The organism is Rhodocyclus purpureus (assembly GCF_016653115.1).
Classification (GTDB): Bacteria; Pseudomonadota; Gammaproteobacteria; order Burkholderiales; family Rhodocyclaceae; genus Rhodocyclus; species Rhodocyclus purpureus.
Genome location: NZ_NHRX01000056.1, coordinates 12604 through 32700 on the forward strand (window position 1 = coordinate 12604; position 20097 = coordinate 32700).

Here is a 20097-nt window from a genome sequence, read left to right on the forward strand (position 1 = left end):
TTTCCTTACTGAAGCGTCAGGGTGCCTTTGAGGATCTCTTCGGCGAACATTTCGGCGGTGCGCGCCGCGGCGGCGGTCATGATGTCGAGGTTGCCGGCGTAGGTCGGCAGGAAGTCGCCGAGGCCCTTCACTTCGAGGAAGACGGAAACGCGGTTGCCGTCGAACACGGGGCCGTTCACCAGCCGGTAGCCGGGAACGTACTTCTGCACTTCCGCGACCATCGCGTGCACCGAGTCGATGATCTCCTGCTGCTTCGGCTCTCCCTCGACCAGGCAATGCACGGTATCGCGCATGATCAGCGGCGGCTCGGCCGGGTTGATGATGATGATCGCCTTGCCGCGCTTGGCGCCGCCGACCTTCTCGATCGCGCCGGAGGTGGTGCGCGTGAATTCGTCGATGTTCTTGCGCGTTCCGGGACCGGCCGACTTCGAAGAGATCGTGGCGACGATCTCGCCGTACTCGACGGGCTGCACGCGCGAGATGGCGGCGACCATCGGGATCGTCGCCTGGCCACCGCAGGTGACCATATTCACGTTCATCTCGCCCTGGCCGACGTGCTGCACGAGGTTGACCGGCGGCACGCAGAAGGGGCCGATCGCCGCCGGCGTCAGGTCGATCATCAGCACGCCGAGTTCGTTCAGCTTGCGCGAGTTCTCGGCATGGACGTAGGCCGAGGTCGCGTCGAAGGCGATCTGGATGTTGTCGGCCTTGACGTGCGGCAGGAGACCGTCGACGCCGTCGGCGGTGATCTTGAGGCCCATGTCCTGGGCGCGCTTCAGGCCTTCGGAGGTCGGGTCGATACCGACCATCCAGACGGGTTCGAGCACCGGGCTGCGCTGCAGTTTGTAGAGCAGGTCGGTGCCGATGTTGCCCGGCCCGATCAGCGCACACTTGATTTTCTGAGTCATGATTTTTCCGGAGAAAGTTCAGATGAAGCGAATGGGAAGGCTGTCAGTGGCGCCGTGCTTGTAACGCCGGGTGGCGAGGCTGCCCTGCTGGAGCAGCCCGCCCTTGAGGTCGCGCGGGACAGGGATCGCCGCCGCCGCGCACCGCCATGCATGTAATACGTAAAATCATTCAGCGAGGAAGTCGCCGACCAGGCGCGCGAAGCGGCCCGCGTGCTCGATCTGCGTCCAGTGCCCGCAACGTCCGAAGACGTGCAGCTGGGCGCGATCGATCCACTGCGCGAGGGTCAGCGAGGTGGACAACGGGATCACCTGGTCCTCGCGACCGTGGATGATCAGGGTCTCGTGCGGCAGCGCGCGGATGTCCTCCTCGCGGCTCGTCATCGCGTCGACCCAGCGCTGCCGTGGCGCCGGGAACATCGCCGCGAAGGACTCCTGGAAGCCGGGCTGGATGCTCGCCGCGTAGCGCAGCTTGGCGACCTCGTCGTTCACCAGGCTGCGGTCGAAGGCGAAGTAGTCCATGATGCGGCGCATGTTCTCGAACGAGGGCGTGTAGCCCCAGACCGCATCGAGCCCCTCGGTGATCGGGAAGGGAACGCCCACGCTGCCCATCAGCACCAGACGGCGCACGCGCTGCGGGTGACGGATGGCGAGTGCAAGCGCCAGCGCGCCGCCGAAGGAGTTACCGACGACGTCGGCCTGCGCGATGCCGAGCGCGTCGAGCAGGCCGACCGCCTGGCCGACCCACAGGTCCATGTCGTACTTGAAGTCGTCACGGCGCTCGCTGAAGCCGAAGCCGGCCATGTCGGGGGCGATCACGCGCGCACGCTTCGCCAGTTCCGGCATCACCAGCCGCCAGTTGGCCCAGGCCGAAACGCCGGGGCCGGAACCGTGGATCATCAGCACCGGGAAGCCGCTGCCGAGATCGTGATAGTTGGTGCGGACGCCACCCGCGACGATGCTGTTGGCGACTTCGGGGCTCGTTGTGCTCATGCTCGTGCTCAGGGTCTGTCGATGGAATCGTTCAGGATCGGCGGCACGCTCAGGCCAGACCGATCGCGGCGAGGCCGGCGCGCGCGCATTCCTCGTCCTCTGCTTCGGAAGCGCCGGAGACACCGATGCCGCCGATCCAGTCGTCACCGACCGTGATCGGCAAGCCGCCGCCGAAGACGATCAGGCGCGGCTGGTTGGAGAAGCCGAACTTCATCCCGTCGTCGTGGCCGATGGCGCCCATCCAGGCCTTGGTCGGGAAGCCGAAACTGGCCGAGGTGTAGGCCTTGTCGATGGCCAGGTCGATCGAGTGGATGAAGGCACCGGGCATGCGCAGGAAGGCCATCAGGTTGCCGCCGCGGTCGACGACAGCGACGTTGATCTTCCAGCCGTTCTTTTCCGCGTACGCGACGGCCGCGGCGACCGCGGCGTTGGCTGCCGCGCTGGTGATGCCCTTGATTGCGGATTCGATCTGCATGCTCGATATTCCCCTTGAAAAGCCGCCGTGCGCGTGTGCACCGCGGCAGAGTGCCATAGGCAGCAAAGCCCCCCGTTAGTTCCCGCGCCGAGACGCCAGACGCGCAGGAAAAGCTGTGTATATTATGGGGCAGAACACAGGAGAAAGAAGATGACTGCAAGCACGGTTTATCGCGCAGTACGCCGGCGCGCCCGGCCGGGCTGCGCCCCGGCCTACGAGGCGCTGATCCGCGCGATGTTCGAAGACGCGCGCAAGTTTCCCGGCTACCTGTCGGCGGACCTGATCCGGCCCGAGGTCGAAGGGGGCGAGTACCAGATCATCCAGCGTTTCTCCACCGAGCAGGACCTCGAACACTGGAACAACTCGGCCGAGCGGCTGGCCTGGCTCGAAAAGCTCACGTCGGTGGCCGAAGGTGACCCCGAATACCGCGTGCTCAACGGACTCGACGCCTGGTTCCCGCCGACGGCGGGGACGGTCAGCAAGCCACCGCCACGCTGGCGGATGACGGCGGTGAGCTGGATGGGCATCTTCCCGACCGTGGCGCTGCTGCTCTACTTCGTCGCGCCGCACCTCGAAGTCCTGCCCTTCCTGCCGCGCGTGGCGGTGATCACGGCGCTGGTCGCGCTGCTGATGTCCTACGTGATCATGCCGCGCCTGACGCGCTGGATGGGCTGGTGGCTGCGCCGCTGAGGCGCTGACGGCGACCCTCAGGCCGGCTCGCCCTCGCGCTTCTTCAGCCGGTATTGCAACTGCGGACGGGTGATGCCGAGCAGGCGCGCGGCTGCGGCGAGGTTGCCGGAAGAACGGCTGACCGCGGCGTCGAGCAGCCGCTTCTCGAGCTCGTCGAGCGAGATGCCCGAGGCCATGATGTCGTCGAGCAACGAAGGCGATGCCTGCGCCATGGCCGACTTCGGCTGCAGGCTGCCGGAAGCGGCGATCGCGCTCTCGCCGTCGGCGGCTTCACCGAGCATCGACGACAGGTGACTGACTTCGATCCAGCCTCCCGCCGGCGCCAGGATCACGCCGCGCTCGATCGTGTTCTGCAACTCGCGGATGTTGCCCGGCCAGGGATGGCGCTTGAGCGCCTGTAGCGCGAGGTCGCTGATCCCCTGCAGCCGCTTCTCGTACTTGATGCAGAAGCGTTCGAGCATGTCCTCGACCAGCGACGGGATGTCGGCGAGGCGCTCGCGCAAGGGCGGGATGCGCACCGGGTAGACGTTGAGGCGGTAATAGAGGTCGGCGCGGAAGCGTCCATCCTTGACCGCCTGCTCCAGATCGACGTTGGTGGCGGCAACCAGGCGGACATTGACCTTGCGCGAGCGATCGTCGCCGATACGCTCGACCTCGCCCTCCTGCACCACGCGCAGGAGCTTGGCCTGCGCCGCCAGCGGCAGTTCGCCGACTTCGTCGAGGAACAGCGTGCCGCCGTCGGCGCGCTCGAACTTGCCCATGCGCGAGGCGTTGGCGCCCGTGAAGGCGCCCTTCTCGACGCCGAAAAGTTCCGATTCGATCAGCTCGCTCGGCATCGCTGCGCAATTGATGGCGACGAAGGGGCCGTCGCGGCGCTTGCTCTCCTGGTGCAGCAGGCGCGCGAAGCGCTCCTTGCCGACCCCGGTTTCACCGAGCAGGAGCACGGTCACCTGCGTCGCCGAGGCGCGCGAGACGAGGTCGATCGCGTGGCCGAAGGCGAAGGAGCTGCCGACCAGCTGCCACTTCTGGCAGCGCTCGAGCAGGCTGGAGCGCAGGTAATCGATCTGGCTGCGCATTTCGAGCAGGCGGTTGATCACCGCACCTTCGGAGAAGTAATGGACGTAGTCGGCAGCGTCCTCCCACTCTTCGAGCGGCTTGCCGACGATGCGGCAGGCATTGTGACCACAGGCCAGGCACTCGACTTCCTTGAACAGGATGAAGCGCCCCATGAAGGTCGAGGTGTAGCCCGAGGCATAGCCGATCAGCGACCAGCAGATCGGCCCGCCGTCGTCCCCCGGGTCGCCGGGGTGATGCACGTCCTCCTCCCAGGCGTTCTCCCAGATGAATTCGCCGTAGAACTTGCCCTGCTCGACGTCGAGCTCCAGCGAGACCGGCTTGACGCGGACCAGCCCCTCAAGCATGTGCAATTGCGGACCGGTCAGGAAGGCATCCTGCACGCTGCGCTCGCCGCGGATCCGTTGCGCGAGTTCGCCGTCGCGCACTCCCGAGGCGTAGCCCATCCGCGTCATGATACGGCGTGCCTGCTCGGTGCCGAGCGCAGCGATCAGATCCTTGCGCAGCGCGCCGAGCGCGGCGACGTGCATCAGGATCATGCGATTCTCGCCCATCCAGATGCTGCCCTCACGTTCGGAGAAACGAACCAGTTCCCGCAGATCGCTGGCTTCAGGATAAGCAAGTCTTGCCATTTGTCTCACTCCGAGCCCCGGGCTGCCCCGAGGCGAAACCGGGCCGGATCGGCCTCTTGTATACAAATATTAGCGCCGCTGGCGCGGCAGCGACAGTCCACCGACGCTCCGCTCATCGCCGGGTTGATGAAAAGCTCAAGACGCAAGCCCTCCGTTTGATCAAATCGTAACAAGCTGTTACGGGGCTTATCCGGTTTTCTTCCAAGCTTATGAGCGAAATCATCGACTTGCCTGCGCTGGCACGCTTCCTGTTTATGGGAGATGGGCAGCACAGACCCACTTCTCAGAAGATGATGGAGACGAGCATGAAAAAACAGGAAGCGCTGGAACCGCAAACGAACTTCGACCCCGCGCGTCGCTACGTCCGCGTCTGCAAGCGGCGCGACGACGGCTTCGTCGAGTTCGAATTCTCGATCGGCGAGCCTGCGCTCGCCGTCGAGTTGATGTTGCCGGAAACGGCCTTCCACGAGTTCTGCCTGGCCAACGAAGTCATCCTCCTCGAACCGGCATCAGGCGAGGCGGTGGACTGGGTGGCCAGACTCAACCAGGCATCGCTGCGCGATATCGAGGATGCCGCCAAGTAAGCCCCGCACAGGGCCCCGGTAACAAACACCGTAGAGGAGAGACGAATGCAAATCGATTTGCGCACAGTGGCAATCAAGCCGGTGCGGAACACTTTTGACCATATCGCCCGCCGTTTCGGCGACAAGCCTGCCAGCCGTTATCAGGAGGGTACGTATGACCTCCAGCAGGACTTCAAGTTCCACTACCGTCCGACCTGGGAACCCGAGCTCGAGACCTTCGACGAGCGCCGTACCGCGATCAAGATGAAGGACTGGTACGCGCTGAAGGATCCGCGCCAGTACTACTACGGCGCCTGGACCATCGCCCGTTCGCGCCAGCAGGACGCCGCCGAATCGAGCTTCGAGATGATCGAGGACCGCGGCCTCGCCGACACGGTGCCGGCCGACCTGCGCCAGACGGCACTCGACGTCCTCCTGCCTCTGCGCCATGCCGAGTGGGGCGGCAACATGGGCAACTCCTACATCGCCGGCTACGGCTACGGCGCGGCGATCACCCAGCCCTGCCTCTATCACGCGATGGATCACCTGGCCGTGGCGCAGTACCTGACGCGCATGGGCATCGAGCTCGGCGGCGTGGACGCCCTCGACGCTGCCAAGACGGCGTGGATGGAAGCACCGATGTGGCAGCCGCTGCGCCGTCACGTCGAAAACCTGTTCGTGGTCAAGGACTGGTTCGAGATCTTCGTCGCGCAGAACCTGGTTCTCGAGGGCCTCGCCTACCCGCTCTTCTTCGACCATCTCGACGCGCACTTCGCGGCCAACGGCGGCACCGTCATCTCGATGATGAACCGCTTCGCCGCCGAATGGGCGGGTGAGTCGGCCAAGTGGGTCGATGCGCAGATCAAGGTGGCGGCTGCCGAATCGGCCGAGAACAAGGCACAGCTGAGCGCCTGGGCTCGCCAGTACCGTACGCTGACGCTCGAAGCATTGAAGCCGCTGGCCGAGCGCGCCTTCGGCGACAACGCCGACGAAGTGCTGAACGAAGTGGTCAGCCAGTTCAACACCCGCTGCACGAAGCTCGGCCTCGCCGTCCAGGAGTAGTCATGTCCAAAGTATTCATCGCATTGCAGACCAACGAGGACTCGCGTCCGATCGTCGAGGCGATCCTCGCCGACAACCCGCTCGCCGAAGCCGACTACCAGCCGGCGATGGTCAAGGTGAGCGCCGAGGACACGCTCGTCATCAAGCGCGAGACGATCGAGGAACTGATCGGCCGCGACTACGACCTGCAGGAAATTCAGGTCAACATGATCACGATGTCCGGTTACCTCGACGAAGACGAAGACGAGTTCCGTCTGTCATGGAAGAATTAAGGAGCTAAGCACATGGATATGCAAGTCAAGAAGAAGAAGCTGGGTCTCAAGGAGAAGTATGCCCACATGACCCGCGGCCTCGACTGGCAGCCGAGCTACCAGACGAAGGAAGCGGTCTTCCCGTACGCGACCTACGAAGGCATCAAGGTTCACGACTGGGACAAGTGGGAAGACCCGTTCCGCCTGACCATGGACGCGTACTGGAAGTACCAGGCCGAGAAGGAACGCAAGCTGTACGCCGTGCTCGACGCCTTCGCGCAGAACAACGGTCACCTGGGCCTCACCGACGCGCGCTATCTGAATGCGGTCAAGCTGTTCCTGACCGGCATCTCGCCGCTCGAGTACATGGCGCACCGCGGCTTCGCCACCGCCGGCCGCAACTTCCCCGGCGTCGGCCCGCGTGTCGCCTGCCTGATGCAGGCGGTCGACGAGATCCGTCACTCGCAGACGCAGATCCACGCGATCTCCAACTACAACAAGTACTACAACGGCTTCCACGACTTCAAGCACATGCTTGAGCGCGTCTGGTACCTGTCGGTGCCGAAGTCCTTCTTCGACGACGCCTTCTCGGCCGGCCCCTTCGAATGGATGGTCGCGATCGGCTTCTCGTTCGAGTACGTGCTGACCAACCTGCTGTTCGTGCCGTTCATGTCCGGTGCCGCCTACAACGGCGACATGGCGACGGTGACCTTCGGCTTCTCGGCGCAGTCGGACGAAGCACGGCACATGACGCTGGGCCTCGAGTGCATCAAGTTCATGCTCGAACAGGACCCGGACAACGTGCCGATCGTGCAGAAGTGGATCGACAAGTGGGCCTGGCGCGGCGTACGCGTGCTCTCGCTGGTCAGCATGATGATGGACTACATGCTGCCGAAGCGCGTGATGAGCTGGAAGGAAGCGTGGGAGATCTACTTCGAGCAGAACGGCGGCGCGCTGTTCAACGACCTCGCGCGCTACGGCATCAAGATGCCCGAGTGCCTGTCGCGCGCCTCGATCGACAAGGAACACGCCTCGCACCAGACCTGGTCGATCCTGTACCAGTACGGCGGCGCCGCGGCCTTCCACACGTTCATGCCGAGCGACGAGGAAATGGACTGGCTGTCGGCCAAGTACCCGAACACCTTCGACAAGTACTACCGCGAGCGCTTCACCTACTGGCGCGAGCAGGAGCAGAAGGGCAACCGCTTCTACAACAACACGCTGCCGATGCTCTGCCAGGTCTGCCAGGTGCCGATGGCCGTCACCGAGCCGGACAACATGCTGCAGATCAGCTACCGCGAGTCCGACTACAAGGGCGAGAAGTACCACACCTGCTCGGACGGCTGTAAGCAGATCTTCGACGACGAACCGGAGAAGTACATCCAGGCCTGGCTGCCGGTGCACCAGATCTACATGGGCAACTGCTTCCCCGAGGGCACCGACCCGACCGTCGAGGGCTTCGACCCGCTGGCCAAGGTGCTCGAGTGGTACCACCTCGTCCCGGGCAAGGACAACATGGACTACAACGGCTCCGAAGACCAGAAGAACTTCAACGCCTGGCGCGGCCTGGCGACGAAGAACGACTGACGACCGACAGCGGGGAGGTCAGACCTCCCCGCGACACCGACGAAGGGGATGAAAATGGCTGTAAAAGCAATCAGCAAGTACGAGTTCGCTCCGGCCGACTCGGTCGACAAGTTCCACGGTGCCCAACTGCTCTACGTCTGCTGGGACGACCACCTGATGTTCTGCTCGCCGCTCGCCTACTGCCTGCCGCCGAACACGCCTTTCCGCGATCTGTGCGAAAAGATCCTGCCGAAGTCCTACGGCTACCACCCGGACTGGGCGCAGGTCGACATGAGCAAGGCGACCTGGCTCAAGTCCGGCCAGCCGTTCGCGGTCGACATGGACAAGACGCTCGGCGAGTTGGGCCTCAAGCACAAGGACGTGCTGCGCTTCAAGACGCCGGGGCTGAACGGACTCAACGGTTCGGGTTTCTAGGAGCACGGGCGCCATGAGCTACGAATTGACCATCGAACCGCTCGGCCAGACCATCGAAGTCGAGGAAGGCCAGACCATCCTCGACGCGGCGCTGCGCGCGGGCATCTACATTCCGCACGCCTGCTGCCACGGCCTGTGCGCGACCTGCAAGGTGCAGGTGACCGACGGTGACGTCGATCACGGCGAGGCCTCGACCTTCGCCCTGATGGACTTCGAGCGCGAGGAAGGCAAGACGCTGGCTTGCTGCGCCCGCCTTGAATCCGACGTCACCATCGAAGCCGAGATCGAGGAAGACCCCGACTCGCTGAACCTGCCGATCGAGGACTTCGACGGCGAGGTGATCCGCATCGAGACGCTGACGCCGACCATCCGCGGCGTCTGGGTGAAGCTCGACCGGCCGATGCAATTCCAGGCCGGGCAGTACGTCAACATCGAACTGCCCGAACTGGCCGGCCAGTCGCGTGCGTTCTCGCTGGCGAGCGCGCCGCAGAGCCCCGACGTCGTCGAGCTGAACATCCGCATCGTTCCCGGTGGCCAGGTCACCACCTGGTTGCACGAGAACCTCGCGGTCGGCGGCAAGATCAAGATCACCGGCCCCTACGGTCGCTTCTTCGTCAAGAAGTCGGCGAACGTGCCGCTGATCTTCATGGCCGGCGGCTCCGGTCTGTCGAGCCCGAAGTCGATGATCGAGGACCTGCTGGCGGAAGGCTGCACGCTGCCGATGACTCTGGTCTACGGCCAGCGCTGCCGCGATGAGCTTTACTACGACGCCGAATTCCGCGCGCTCGCTGCAAAGCACCCGAACTTCACCTACGTCCCGGCACTGTCGAGCGAGCCCGAGGGGTCGGACTGGAACGGTGCTCGCGGTTTCGTGCATGAGGCGGCCAAGGCCCACTTCGACAACGACTTCCGCGGCCACAAGGCCTACCTGTGCGGACCGCCGGCGATGATCGAGGCGTGCATCTCGACCCTGATGCAGGGCCGTCTGTACGAGCGCGACATCTACATGGAGAAGTTCTTCTCCGCGGCCGATGCCTCGCAGCAACTGAAGAGCCCGCTGTTCAAGAACATCTAGGGAAGGAAGCGTCGTGGCCACCTACTACAACGTGACCATCGAGGAAACCGGCGAAACCTACCGCTGTTCCACCGAGCAATCGCTACTCACCGGAATGGAACGGCTCGGCAAAAAAGGTGTCCCGGTAGGTTGCCGCAGTGGCGGCTGCGGCGTCTGCAAGATCGAGATCGTCGAAGGCACGTTCACCAAGAAGGTGATGAGCCGGGAGTACGTCTCGGTCGAGGAAGAGGCGGCAGGAAAGGTTCTCGCCTGCCGCGTCTATCCGAGTAGCGACATCCGCTTGCGCGTGCTGGGCAAGATGGCCAAAAACGTATGCAAGGTCGCCGCACTCGAGGCTGACACCGCCTTGCTCGGCTGACCCGGCAAACATTCAGAGTTCAACAAGAGAGGAGCAACAAATGGCAATGACTGGAGTTCTGCGTCCCGGACACATGCAACTGCGCGTCCTGGATATCGAGGAAAGCGTCAAGTTCTACAAGGACGTGGTCGGCCTGGTCGAAACCGGTCGCGACGCGTCCGGTCGGGTCTATTTCAAGGCCTGGGATGAGCGCGATCACAACAGCCTGATCCTGCGCGAGGCCGACCGCGCCGGCGTCGATTTCTTCGCCTTCAAGGTGCTCGACAAGGCGACGCTGGAGAAGCTCGACGCCGACCTGCAGGCCTACGGCCTCAAGACCGAACGCATCCCGGCCGGCGACCTGCTGGAAACCGGCGAACGCGTCCGCTTCGAAATCCCGACCGGCCACCTGATCGAGCTCTACGCCGAGAAGACCGACGTCGGCAACGGCCTCGGCTACACCAACCCGAACCCGTGGTGTGCGCAGTCCGAACACGGGATTGCACCGACCCGCCTCGACCACTGCCTGCTCTACGGGCCGGACATCGACGGCGCGCTCGACATCTTCACCAAGGTGCTCGGTTTCTACCTGGTCGAGCACGTGCTGCTCGAAGACGGCAAGACCAACCTGGCGATCTGGCTGTCCTGCTCGCACAAGGCGCACGACATCGCCTTCGTCCGTCACCCCGAACCGGGCAAGCTGCACCACGTCTCCTTCCTGCTCGAAACCTGGGAGGACGTGCTGCGCGCTGCCGACATCATGTCGATGAACAAGTCGTCGATCGACATCGGACCGACCCGTCACGGCATCACCCGCGGCACGACGATCTATGCCTTCGACAACTCGGGCAACCGCTACGAAGTGTTCTGCGGCGGCTACCAGCCCTACCCGGACAGCCACCCGATCACGTGGACCTGGGACGAAGTCGGCACCGGCATCTTCTTCCACGATCGCGCGCTGAACGACCGCTTCCTGAGCGTCGTGACCTGATCGGCGAATGCACGGTGAACCTGCCATGAGCCCCGGCTCATGGCGGGGAGGGTGAGAGAGACATAAGCACGAAGAAAAGAACGGAGCACTGAAGTGAAGAAACTTACCATCGCGGCGCTGATCGGCAGCCTCTGCCTGGCCTCCGGCCTCGTCCAGGCCAAGGAAGGTGGCGACCAGTATCCCAACGGCGGAGAAACCTGGCTCGCCGGCGCGGTCCCGCCGCCGGGCGACTATTTCATCAACTACTTCGGCTACTACAGCGGCAAGCTGAAGGACGGCAACGGCAACAACGCCCGGCACCCCGCGGACGGCAGAACGCCGGACGTCGGCGCGGTGTTCGACGCGCTGCGCTACGTCAAGGTCACCGACACCAAGATCCTCGGAGCCAACTGGGGCTGGCACGTGATCGTCCCCTTCGTCAACCAGCGCATGGACAGCAACGGCAAGGAAAGCCGCACCGGCGTCGGCGACATCACGATCAACCCGCTCATCCTGTCCTGGCACAACGGTGACTGGCACACGGTCGCCGCCCTCGACATCAACCTGCCGACCGGTGCCTACGACAAGAACGACGGCAGGCGCAGCCTCGGCGCCAACTACTACAGCGTCGAACCGGTCTTCGCCGTCACCTACCTGAACAAGGACGGCTGGGAAGCCTCCGGCAAGTTCATGTACAACATCAAGACCGAGAACAACGACACCAACTACAAGTCCGGCAACGAGTTCCACATGGACTACTTGCTCGGCAAGCGCTTCGGCGAATGGGGCGTCGGTCTCTCCGGCTACTACGTCAAACAGACGACCAACGACAAGCAGAACGGCCAGACGGTGGCAGCACAACCAGGCCTTTGGTCCGAAGGCCGCAAGGGCGAAGCATTCGCCATCGGCCCGAGCGTGACCTACACGACCAAGGGCGGGACGCACTTCATCGGCCAGTGGCAGCACGAGACCAGTGTCGAGAACCGCTTCGGCGGCGACAAGTTCTGGTTCAAGCTCATCACAGCGCTCTGATGTAAGCGAGGCAACCGGTCGGAAGCCGCCACGCCTCCTGCACCGCCCTGCCGGCCCCCCGGCATCGCGGTGGCAGTTTCCGACCGGACTGGCCATGGCCTCTACTTACCTGGGCAGCGCACAACGGAGTTATTGAATGTCAGCAAGCAAAGAAAAGATCAACCCCTTCACCAAGGAAGAGGGTGAAATCCACATCGGCGGTATCGACGCGCTGGTCCGCCTGACGCTCGACCAGGTGCGCACCGACGCGCGACGCGGCCTGAAGACCGGCATGTTCGTCTCGGGCTACCGCGGCTCGCCGGTCGGCATGCTCGACAACGCGCTGCTCAAGCAGCAGAAGTTGCTGCTGCAGAACAACATCCATTTCACCGACGGTCTCAACGAGGATCTCGCCGCCACCGCCGTGTGGGGGACGCAGATGCTGCACACCGTCGGCAAGCAGAAGTTCGACGGCGTCACCGGCATGTGGTATGGCAAGGCGCCCGGCGTCGACCGCTCCGGCGACGCGCTCAAGCACGCCAACTACACCGGCATCGGCAGGAACGGCGCCATCCTGGCGATCGCCGGCGACGACCCGAGCTGCAAGAGCTCCTCGCTGTGCAGCCAGTCCGAGCCGATGCTGTTCCACGTCGGCATCCCCTCGCTCTACCCGGCCAACGTCCAGGAAATCCTCGACTACGGCCTGCACGGCTACAACATGTCGCGGCTCGCCGGCGTCTGGGTCGGCATGAAGATCGTCACCAACGTCGCCGACAGCACCGGCACCGCCAACATCTCGCCCGACCGCCTCGTCTTCAACGAACCCGACCTGATGTTCGACGGCAAGAAGTTCACGCCGAACATGAACCTCGGCATGAACGTGCGCGTCGAGGCGCTGGAGATGGAGCGCTCGCTGTACACACGCCGCCTCGAAGTGATCAAGCGCTACGTGCGCGAGAACAACATCAACAACGTCGTCTTCCCGAACCCCGACGCCTGGCTCGGCATCATCACCGCCGGCAAGACCTGGCACGACCTCAACCAGGCCTTCCTGGAAATGGGCCTCGACGAGGCGGCATTGCGCCGCTACGGGATCCGCATCCTGAAGATGGGCATGCTCTTCCCGATGGAGCCTTCGATCGTCCGCGACTTCGCGCGCGGCCTCGAGGAAATCTTCGTCATCGAGGAAAAGCGCCCCTTCCTCGAAATGTTCGCCAAGCAGGTCCTCTACGGAACCGCCAACGCGCCGCGCATCGTCGGCAAGTTCGACGAGGAGGAGAAGGAACTGCTGCCGCACTACGGCGAGTTCGAATCCGACGTGATCGTGCGCACGCTGACCCAGCGCCTGTCGCGCAAGGTCCGTGTCGAGAGCGCCGAGAACTGGCTCAAGCGCCTCGACGAAATCCACGCGCGCAGCAAGCTGCCGACCTCCACGCGTACCGCCTGGTACTGCTCGGGCTGCCCGCACAACACCTCCACCAAGGCGCTCGAAGGCAGCGTCGTCTCCGCCGGCATCGGCTGCCACACGATGGCGATGTGGATGGGCCGCAACGTGGTCATGGGCACGCACATGGGTGCCGAAGGCACGCAGTGGATCGGCATGGCCCCCTTCACCGACGTGCAGCACATCTTCCAGAACATGGGCGACGGCACCTACGCGCACTCGGGCAGCCTGGCGATCCGCTACGCCGCCTCGGCCGGCGTCAACATCACCTTCAAGCTCCTGCGCAACGCGCACACCTCGATGACGGGCGGCCAGGAGATCCAGGGCGCCGTGCCGGTGCAGAACATGGTCAATGACCTGCTCGCCAACGGCGTCAAGCGCATCATCGTCACCACCGACGACCTCTCCAAGTTCAACGGCATCCGTCTCGGCGGCGGCACTCAGGTCTGGCACCGCGACCGCCTCGAAGAGGCACAGCGCGAACTGGCGGCGACACCGGGCTGCACCGTCCTCCTGCACGACCAGGAATGTGCAGCCGAACTGCGCCGTGCGCGCAGCCGCGGCCGCGCCGACGAACCGGCCGAAGTCACCTACATCAACGAGCGCGTCTGCGAAGGCTGCGGTGACTGCGGCGAGAAATCGAACTGCATGAGCGTCGAGCCGGTGCAGACCGAGTTCGGGCGCAAGACGCGCATCCACCAGACCTCGTGCAACAAGGACTTCAGCTGCGTCAAGGGCTTCTGTCCGTCCTTCCTGACGATCACGCCGAACGCGGCGCCGGCGTCCGACGGCAAGAAGAAGCGCGGCCGCATCCCCGCGCTCACGCGTGAGCTGCCCGAGCCGGTGAAGAAGGTCGATGACAGCCTGGGCTTCAGCATCCACGTGATGGGCATCGGCGGCACCGGTTCGGTGACCGTGGTGGCGACGCTGGCCAACGCCGCGCGTCTCGAAGGCAAGCACGTCATCGGCCTCGACCAGACCGGTCTCGCGCAGAAGGGTGGCGCGGTGATCTCCGACATCAAGATCTCGCACCAGCCGTTCCTGGGCTCGAACAAGATCTCCGACGGTCGCTCCGACCTCTACCTCGGCTTCGACATCCTCAACGCGACCGACCCGAAGAACCTCGACAAGTGCGGCAAGGAACGCACCATCGCGGTGGTATCGACGACGGCGACGCCGACCGGCCAGACCGTCACCAACCGGCACAACCTCTTCCCGGCGATCGACGGGCTGGTGGCGGGTATCAACCGCGTCAGCCGTGCCGAGGAGAACGTCTTCCTCGACGGTCAGGCGATGGCCGAGGGGCTGTTTGCCGATGCGATGGCGACCAACAACTTCATGGTCGGCGTTGCCTTCCAGGCCGGGACGATCCCGCTCAAGGCCGAGTCGATCGAAACCGCGATCAAGCAGTCTGGGGTCGCGGTGGACATGAGCCTCGCCGCCTTCCGCTGGGGCCGCATGGTCGTCGTCGATCGCGCCTTCGTCGAAGCCGAGATCGCGAAGTACAAGCCGGTCAAGCAGCCGCTGGTGCTCAGCCCGACCGCCAAGGCGATCGTCACCTCGATCGGCGCCGCGGGCGAAACGCAGCGCCTCGCCGAAATCCGCGTCGCCGAACTGATCGCGTACCAGGACGAAGACTACGCCAGCCGCTACGCCGAGGTGATCCGCCGCGTCGTCGCCGCCGAGCAGCGCGCCGGCACCGACGGCAAGCTGTCCGAAGCCGCCGCCCGCTACCTGTACAAGCTGATGGCGTACAAGGACGAGTACGAGGTCGCCCGCCTGCACACCGACCCGAACTTCCTCGCCGAGCTCGACGCAGCCTTCCCGCACGGCTACACGGTGAAGTACAACCTAGCTCCCGAGAAGCTCACCGAGCGTGACCCGCTGACCGGGGAACTGAAGAAGAAGCAGTTCGGTCCATGGATGTTCAAGGCCTTCACCTACCTCGCCAAGATGAAGGGCCGCCGCGGCACCGCGCGCGACTTCTTCGGCAAGACCGAGGAACGGAGGATGGAACGCGAGCTGATCGAGGAATACATCAAGACCCTCGACCGGATCATCGCCGACCTGAGCACGGCCAACCAGGCACAGGCGGTGGCGCTGGCGAGCGTCCCCGACGAAATCCGTGGCTACGGACACGTCAAGGCGAAGAACGTCGCCATCGCCAGGAAGCTGCACGAACAACGCCTGCAGGCCTTCCTCGCGGCACGGCAGGGACAACAGGTGGCATGAAACACCGGCGCAGCACCGGGTACGGCGGCGCGATGAATGCCGCCGTACAATACGCAGGCACTGGCGCTACACACGATTAATCGACGAGCACAGACGAAAGGGAAGCAAAAATGATCGCAGACAAGATCCTCAACTTCATCGACGGCGAATACGTCGCGACCGACAAGTGGTTCGAGAACCGCAATCCGATCAACAACAAGGTGATCGGCATGGTCGCCGAAGCCGGCGAGAAGGAAGTCGACGCCGCGGTGAGGGCGGCGAAGGCCGCGCTGAAGGGACCGTGGGGGTCGATGTCGCAAGCCAAGCGCATCGAACTGCTCGAAGCGCTGGTCGCCGAGATCAACAACCGCTTCGACGACTTCCTCGAAGCCGAATGTGCCGACACCGGCAAGCCGAAGAGCATGGCCTCGCACATCGACATCCCGCGCGGCGCCGCCAACTTCAAGGTCTTCGCCGACATGGTGAAGAACGTACCGACCGAGTTCTTCGAAATGGCGACGCCGGACGGCGGCACCGCGATCAACTACGGCTATCGTCGGCCGCTCGGCGTGATCGGCGTCATCTGCCCGTGGAACCTGCCGCTGCTGCTGATGACGTGGAAGGCCGGCCCGGCGCTCGCCTGTGGCAACACGATCGTGGTCAAGCCGTCGGAAGACACGCCGCGTACTGCCGCGCTGCTCGGCGAAGTCATGAACAAGGTCGGGATTCCGAAGGGCGTCTATAACGTCGTCCATGGCTTCGGCGTCAATTCCGCCGGTTCGTTCCTCACCGCCCATCCGCTGGTCGACGGGATCACCTTCACCGGCGAGACGCGTACCGGCGAGATCATCATGAAGGCTGCGGCCAACGGCTCGCGCCCCGTGTCGCTCGAAATGGGCGGCAAGAACGCGGCGATCGTCTTCGCCGACTGCAACTTCGAAAAGGCGATCGAGGGCACGCTGCGCTCGGCCTTCCTCAACTGCGGCCAGGTCTGCCTGGGCACCGAGCGCGTCTATGTCGAGCGCCCGATCTTCGACAAGTTCGTCGCCGCGCTGAAGGAAGGCGCCGAGAAGCTGAAGATCGGCGTTCCCGATGATCCGGCCTCGGGAATGGGTCCGCTGGTGAGCAAGAAGCACCAGGCCAAGGTCCTCTCCTACTACCAGATCGCCAGAGACGAGGGCGCGACGGTGGTGACCGGCGGCGGCGTCCCCGACATGCCGGGCGACCTCGCCGACGGCTGCTGGGTGCAACCGACCATCTGGACCGGCCTGCCCGAAACCGCGCGCGTGATCAAGGAAGAGATCTTCGGACCGTGCTGCCACATCGCCCCGTTCGACACCGAGGAAGAAGTGCTCGAAAAGGCGAACGACAACAAGTACGGTCTCTCCTGCGCGGTGTGGACGCAGGACGTCTCGAAGGCGCACCGTGTCGCCCAGAAGATGGAAGTCGGCATCGCCTGGGTCAATAGCTGGTTCCTGCGCGACCTGCGCACGGCCTTCGGCGGCGCCAAGCAGTCGGGTATCGGTCGCGAAGGCGGGGTGCACTCCCTCGAGTTCTACACCGAACTGAAGAACGTCTGCATCAAGCTGTAATCGCGCCGAGGGGAACCTGTGAGGGTTCCCCTTGTCTGCAACGCGTCAGCCAACAACGGGATGAACAATGGAACAAGCAACGATTCAACAACTCGGTGACGAACTCTACGAAGCTCTGGTCGCGTGCAAGACGATCACGCCGTTCAGCTCGCGTTACCCGGACATGACCATCGAGGACGCCTACTACGTCCAGCAGCGCATGATCGCGCGCCGCCTGGAAAAGGGCGAAAAGATCATTGGCAAGAAGATCGGCGTCACCAGCAAGCCGGTGATGAACCTGCTCGGCGTGAACCAGCCCGACTTCGGCTACCTGACCGACGGCATGGTCTACAACGAGGGCGAATCGATCGACGCGTCCACGCTGATCCAGCCGAAGGCGGAAGGCGAAATCGCCTTCCTGCTGAAGAAGGACATCCAGGGTCCGGGCGTCACCGCCGCCGACGTGATCGCCGCCACCGAAGGCGTGATGGCCTGCTTCGAGATCGTCGACTCGCGCATCGAGAACTGGAAGATCAAGATCCAGGACACGGTTTCCGACAACGCCTCGTGCGGCGTCTTCGTCCTCGGTGACCGTCTCGTCGACATCGCCAACCTCGACCTCGCGCTGTGCGGCATGGTCATGGAGAAGAACGGCGACATCGTCGTCACCGGCGCCGGCGCCGCGTCGATGGGTCACCCGGTGAACGCCATCGTCTGGCTCGCCAACACGCTCGGCTCGCTCGGCATCGCGCTGAAAGCCGGCGACATCGTCCTCTCCGGCGCGATGGGCGCGATGGTCGACTGCGCCAAGGGCGACAACCTGCGCATCTCCATCGGCGGCATCGGCGGCTGCTCCGTCCGCTTCGTCTGACCCGGCTTCGTCCGACCCGAATTCCGACTAAGGATCATTGGCATGAATCTCAATCAAGAAACCATCCAGAAACTCGCCGAACACCTCGAGAACGCCGAGCTGCAGGCCTTCGACGTCGTCAAGATCACCGGCGACTACCCCGACATGGACTGGGAAGACGCGTACGCCATCCAGAACGAAATCCTGCGCCGCAAGCTGGCGCGCGGCAGCAAGGTCGTCGGCCTCAAGGCCGGCCTCACCTCGTTCGCCAAGATGAAGCAGATGGGCGTCACGACGCCGGTGTTCGGCTTCCTCGTCGACTACTTCAGCGTCCCCGACGGCGGCGAGATCAAGCACAGCGAGCTGATCCACCCGAAGGTCGAGCCCGAAATCGTCTTCGTCACCAAGAAGGCGCTGAAGGGACCGGGCTGCCACATCGGCGCTGTCCTCGCCGCGACCGACTTCGTCATGCCCGGCATCGAGATCATCGACTCGCGCTACCGCGACTTCAAGTTCGACCTGAAGAGCGTCATCGCCGACAACTGCTCGTCGTCGCGCTTCGTGCTCGGCGGCCAGATGACGCCGGTTGACGGCATCGACCTGCGCACGCTCGGCGTGGTCATGGAGAAGAACGGCGAACCGGTCGCGATCGGCGCCGGCGCCGCCGTGCTCGGCCACCCGGCCACGGCGATCGCCGCGCTGGCCAACCACCTCGCGCAGTACGGCGAGGAAATCCCGGCCGGAACGATGATCCTCTCCGGCGGCGCCACCGAAGCCGTCTCGGTCGCCCCGGGCGACAACGTCACGCTGCGCATCCAGACGCTCGGCTCGTGCAGCTGCCGATTCGTCTGAGCCCCGGGAGACCGACATGCCCTTTGCCCAGATCTACATGATGGAAGGCCGCACCGAGGAGCAGAAGCGTGCGGTGATCGAGAAGGTCGCACAGGCGCTGGTCGAGGCCACCGGTGCGCCGATCGAGAACACCCGCGTCTGGATCCACGACGTGCCCAAGGCACAGTGGGGGATCGGCGGCAAGACGGCCAAGGATCTCGGTCGCTGAGCCTTTGCCGAAGGATGCTCCAGCTGGAGCAGGACGGGGGCTTAGGCCCCCGTTTTTATTGGGCGCTGGCGCAGCAAGCCTGAGACAATGTCCTCCTCCGCCACGCAACGAGGTGAACCATGGACATGCCGCACAATCGCTTCAAAACCGACCTCCTGGCCGGCAAGACCCTGTACGGCCTCTGGCTCGGGCTCGGCGAAACTTTCAGCGCCGAGATCTGCGCCGGCGCCGGTTTCGACTGGCTGCTGATCGACGCCGAGCACGGCCCCAACGACCTGCGCAGCATCCTGGCGCAGTTGCAGGCAGTCGCTCCCTACCCCTCGCAGGCCGTCGTGCGCCCGTCGCAGGGCGACCACGTGCTGATCAAGCAACTGCTCGAAACCGGCATCCAGACGCTGCTCATCCCGATGGTCGAAAGCGCGGAGCAGGCCGACGGACTGGTGCGCGCGATGCGCTACCCGCCCGCCGGCATCCGCGGCGTCGGCGCCGCGCTGGCACGCGCCTCGCGCTGGGGGCGCGTGCAGGACTACAGCACGCAGGCAAACGACCAGATGTGCCTCTTGGTGCAGGTCGAGACGCGCACCGGGCTCGACAACCTGGAGGAGATCCTGGCGGTCGATGGCGTCGATGGCATCTTCTTCGGTGCCGCCGACCTCGCGGCATCCTTCGGCTACCTCGGCGAAACGAACCACCCGCTGATCGTCGAGGCGATCGAGCAGGGATTGCGCAAGGTCAGCCAGGCCGGCAAGCAGGGCGGCGTGCTCTGCGGCGAAAAGGCGCTGATCGAGCGCTACCATGCGGCGGGTGCGCGCTTCATCGCCGTCGGCGTCGATGCCCTGCTGCTCGCCGCCGCCACCACCGCGCTGCGCAACGAATACAAGCCGGACAGCTGCGCACCCGGGGTCAGCAGCTATTGATCGGC

Annotated in this window: 19 protein-coding genes and 1 pseudogene; 16 read left to right on the forward strand and 4 right to left on the reverse strand. The window is 64.4% G+C overall.

The window, feature by feature from the left end; translation table 11 throughout:
- Positions 1-5: 5 nt before the first annotated feature.
- The 3 genes from CCR84_RS11090 to CCR84_RS11100 form a co-directional block, all read right to left on the reverse strand.
- Entirely contained in the window at positions 6-908 is a 903-nt protein-coding gene (locus tag CCR84_RS11090; protein WP_201212232.1) for an acetaldehyde dehydrogenase (acetylating), read from the reverse strand.
- Positions 909-1073: 165 nt separating this feature from the next.
- A complete protein-coding gene (locus CCR84_RS11095) occupies positions 1074-1898 on the reverse strand; it encodes an alpha/beta fold hydrolase (protein WP_201212234.1) in 825 nt (274 codons plus the stop codon).
- A gap of 49 nt (positions 1899-1947) precedes the next feature.
- Positions 1948-2373, reverse strand: coding sequence for a GlcG/HbpS family heme-binding protein (locus CCR84_RS11100; protein WP_201212236.1), 426 nt, complete (start codon positions 2371-2373; stop codon positions 1948-1950).
- Between the two features lie 150 nt (positions 2374-2523).
- On the opposite strand from CCR84_RS11100, the gene CCR84_RS11105 reads away from it, so the two are divergent.
- Positions 2524-3063 (forward strand): antibiotic biosynthesis monooxygenase, encoded by a 540-nt coding sequence (locus CCR84_RS11105; protein ID WP_201212238.1) that lies wholly within the window; start codon positions 2524-2526, stop codon positions 3061-3063.
- Between the two features lie 17 nt (positions 3064-3080).
- Here the strand turns inward: CCR84_RS11105 and CCR84_RS11110 are convergent, their stop codons facing one another.
- Complete coding sequence (locus CCR84_RS11110; protein WP_201212240.1) at positions 3081-4769, reverse strand: sigma-54-dependent Fis family transcriptional regulator; 1689 nt, start codon at positions 4767-4769, stop codon at positions 3081-3083.
- 209 nt (positions 4770-4978) lie between these two features.
- On the opposite strand from CCR84_RS11110, the gene CCR84_RS11115 reads away from it, so the two are divergent.
- The 15 genes and pseudogenes from CCR84_RS11115 (at position 4979) to CCR84_RS11185 (ending at position 20092) form a co-directional block, all read left to right on the forward strand.
- A complete protein-coding gene (locus tag CCR84_RS11115) occupies positions 4979-5353 on the forward strand; it encodes a phenol hydroxylase subunit (RefSeq protein WP_338052601.1) in 375 nt (124 codons plus the stop codon).
- Positions 5354-5398: 45 nt separating this feature from the next.
- A complete protein-coding gene (locus CCR84_RS11120; protein ID WP_201212242.1) occupies positions 5399-6394 on the forward strand; it encodes an aromatic/alkene monooxygenase hydroxylase subunit beta in 996 nt (331 codons plus the stop codon).
- A 2-nt stretch (positions 6395-6396) separates the two neighbouring features.
- Positions 6397-6666, forward strand: a complete 270-nt coding sequence (locus CCR84_RS11125) for an MmoB/DmpM family protein (protein ID WP_201212244.1) — start codon at positions 6397-6399, stop codon at positions 6664-6666.
- Positions 6667-6678: 12 nt separating this feature from the next.
- Positions 6679-8232 (forward strand): aromatic/alkene/methane monooxygenase hydroxylase/oxygenase subunit alpha, encoded by a 1554-nt coding sequence (locus CCR84_RS11130; protein WP_201212246.1) that lies wholly within the window; start codon positions 6679-6681, stop codon positions 8230-8232.
- A gap of 54 nt (positions 8233-8286) precedes the next feature.
- Positions 8287-8646, forward strand: coding sequence for a phenol hydroxylase subunit P4 (locus CCR84_RS11135; protein WP_201212248.1), 360 nt, complete (start codon positions 8287-8289; stop codon positions 8644-8646).
- A gap of 13 nt (positions 8647-8659) precedes the next feature.
- The gene (locus tag CCR84_RS11140) at positions 8660-9721 is read left to right on the forward strand and encodes an NADH:ubiquinone reductase (Na(+)-transporting) subunit F (protein ID WP_201212250.1); all 1062 of its coding nucleotides are present in this window, start codon (positions 8660-8662) and stop codon (positions 9719-9721) included.
- 13 nt (positions 9722-9734) lie between these two features.
- Positions 9735-10079 (forward strand): 2Fe-2S iron-sulfur cluster-binding protein, encoded by a 345-nt coding sequence (locus CCR84_RS11145; RefSeq protein WP_201212252.1) that lies wholly within the window; start codon positions 9735-9737, stop codon positions 10077-10079.
- Between the two features lie 40 nt (positions 10080-10119).
- Positions 10120-11049, forward strand: a complete 930-nt coding sequence (locus tag CCR84_RS11150) for a catechol 2,3-dioxygenase (RefSeq protein WP_201212254.1) — start codon at positions 10120-10122, stop codon at positions 11047-11049.
- Positions 11050-11142: 93 nt separating this feature from the next.
- The gene (locus CCR84_RS11155) at positions 11143-12060 is read left to right on the forward strand and encodes a transporter (RefSeq protein ID WP_201212256.1); all 918 of its coding nucleotides are present in this window, start codon (positions 11143-11145) and stop codon (positions 12058-12060) included.
- 136 nt (positions 12061-12196) lie between these two features.
- Positions 12197-15715: an indolepyruvate ferredoxin oxidoreductase family protein gene (locus CCR84_RS11160; RefSeq protein ID WP_201212258.1), complete on the forward strand. Its 3519-nt coding sequence runs from the start codon at positions 12197-12199 to the stop codon at positions 15713-15715.
- Positions 15716-15825: 110 nt separating this feature from the next.
- A complete protein-coding gene (locus CCR84_RS11165; protein ID WP_201212260.1) occupies positions 15826-17286 on the forward strand; it encodes a 2-hydroxymuconic semialdehyde dehydrogenase in 1461 nt (486 codons plus the stop codon).
- Positions 17287-17353: 67 nt separating this feature from the next.
- On the forward strand, positions 17354-18136 hold the full coding sequence (gene dmpE, locus CCR84_RS11170; RefSeq protein ID WP_201212262.1) for a 2-oxopent-4-enoate hydratase: 783 nt from the start codon (positions 17354-17356) through the stop codon (positions 18134-18136).
- Between the two features lie 42 nt (positions 18137-18178).
- Positions 18179-18967, forward strand: a complete 789-nt coding sequence (gene dmpH, locus CCR84_RS11175; protein ID WP_201212264.1) for a 2-oxo-3-hexenedioate decarboxylase — start codon at positions 18179-18181, stop codon at positions 18965-18967.
- A 13-nt stretch (positions 18968-18980) separates the two neighbouring features.
- Positions 18981-19175: pseudogene (locus CCR84_RS11180) on the forward strand (2-hydroxymuconate tautomerase); the annotation flags it as partial.
- Positions 19176-19294: 119 nt separating this feature from the next.
- On the forward strand, positions 19295-20092 hold the full coding sequence (locus CCR84_RS11185) for an aldolase/citrate lyase family protein (RefSeq protein WP_201212268.1): 798 nt from the start codon (positions 19295-19297) through the stop codon (positions 20090-20092).
- Positions 20093-20097: the final 5 nt, after the last annotated feature.

Coding starts and splice junctions, on each gene's coding strand:
- CCR84_RS11185 (WP_201212268.1), top strand. CDS start 19,295: ATGGACATGCCGCACAATCGCTTCAAAACCGACCTCCTGGCCGGCAAG.
- CCR84_RS11140 (WP_201212250.1), top strand. CDS start 8,660: ATGAGCTACGAATTGACCATCGAACCGCTCGGCCAGACCATCGAAGTC.
- CCR84_RS11115 (WP_338052601.1), top strand. CDS start 4,979: ATGAGCGAAATCATCGACTTGCCTGCGCTGGCACGCTTCCTGTTTATG.
- CCR84_RS11125 (WP_201212244.1), top strand. CDS start 6,397: ATGTCCAAAGTATTCATCGCATTGCAGACCAACGAGGACTCGCGTCCG.
- CCR84_RS11100 (WP_201212236.1), bottom strand. CDS start 2,373: ATGCAGATCGAATCCGCAATCAAGGGCATCACCAGCGCGGCAGCCAAC.
- CCR84_RS11120 (WP_201212242.1), top strand. CDS start 5,399: ATGCAAATCGATTTGCGCACAGTGGCAATCAAGCCGGTGCGGAACACT.
- dmpE (WP_201212262.1), top strand. CDS start 17,354: ATGGAACAAGCAACGATTCAACAACTCGGTGACGAACTCTACGAAGCT.
- dmpH (WP_201212264.1), top strand. CDS start 18,179: ATGAATCTCAATCAAGAAACCATCCAGAAACTCGCCGAACACCTCGAG.
- CCR84_RS11130 (WP_201212246.1), top strand. CDS start 6,679: ATGGATATGCAAGTCAAGAAGAAGAAGCTGGGTCTCAAGGAGAAGTAT.
- CCR84_RS11150 (WP_201212254.1), top strand. CDS start 10,120: ATGGCAATGACTGGAGTTCTGCGTCCCGGACACATGCAACTGCGCGTC.
- CCR84_RS11095 (WP_201212234.1), bottom strand. CDS start 1,898: ATGAGCACAACGAGCCCCGAAGTCGCCAACAGCATCGTCGCGGGTGGC.
- CCR84_RS11135 (WP_201212248.1), top strand. CDS start 8,287: ATGGCTGTAAAAGCAATCAGCAAGTACGAGTTCGCTCCGGCCGACTCG.
- CCR84_RS11165 (WP_201212260.1), top strand. CDS start 15,826: ATGATCGCAGACAAGATCCTCAACTTCATCGACGGCGAATACGTCGCG.
- CCR84_RS11090 (WP_201212232.1), bottom strand. CDS start 908: ATGACTCAGAAAATCAAGTGTGCGCTGATCGGGCCGGGCAACATCGGC.
- CCR84_RS11105 (WP_201212238.1), top strand. CDS start 2,524: ATGACTGCAAGCACGGTTTATCGCGCAGTACGCCGGCGCGCCCGGCCG.
- CCR84_RS11160 (WP_201212258.1), top strand. CDS start 12,197: ATGTCAGCAAGCAAAGAAAAGATCAACCCCTTCACCAAGGAAGAGGGT.
- CCR84_RS11110 (WP_201212240.1), bottom strand. CDS start 4,769: ATGGCAAGACTTGCTTATCCTGAAGCCAGCGATCTGCGGGAACTGGTT.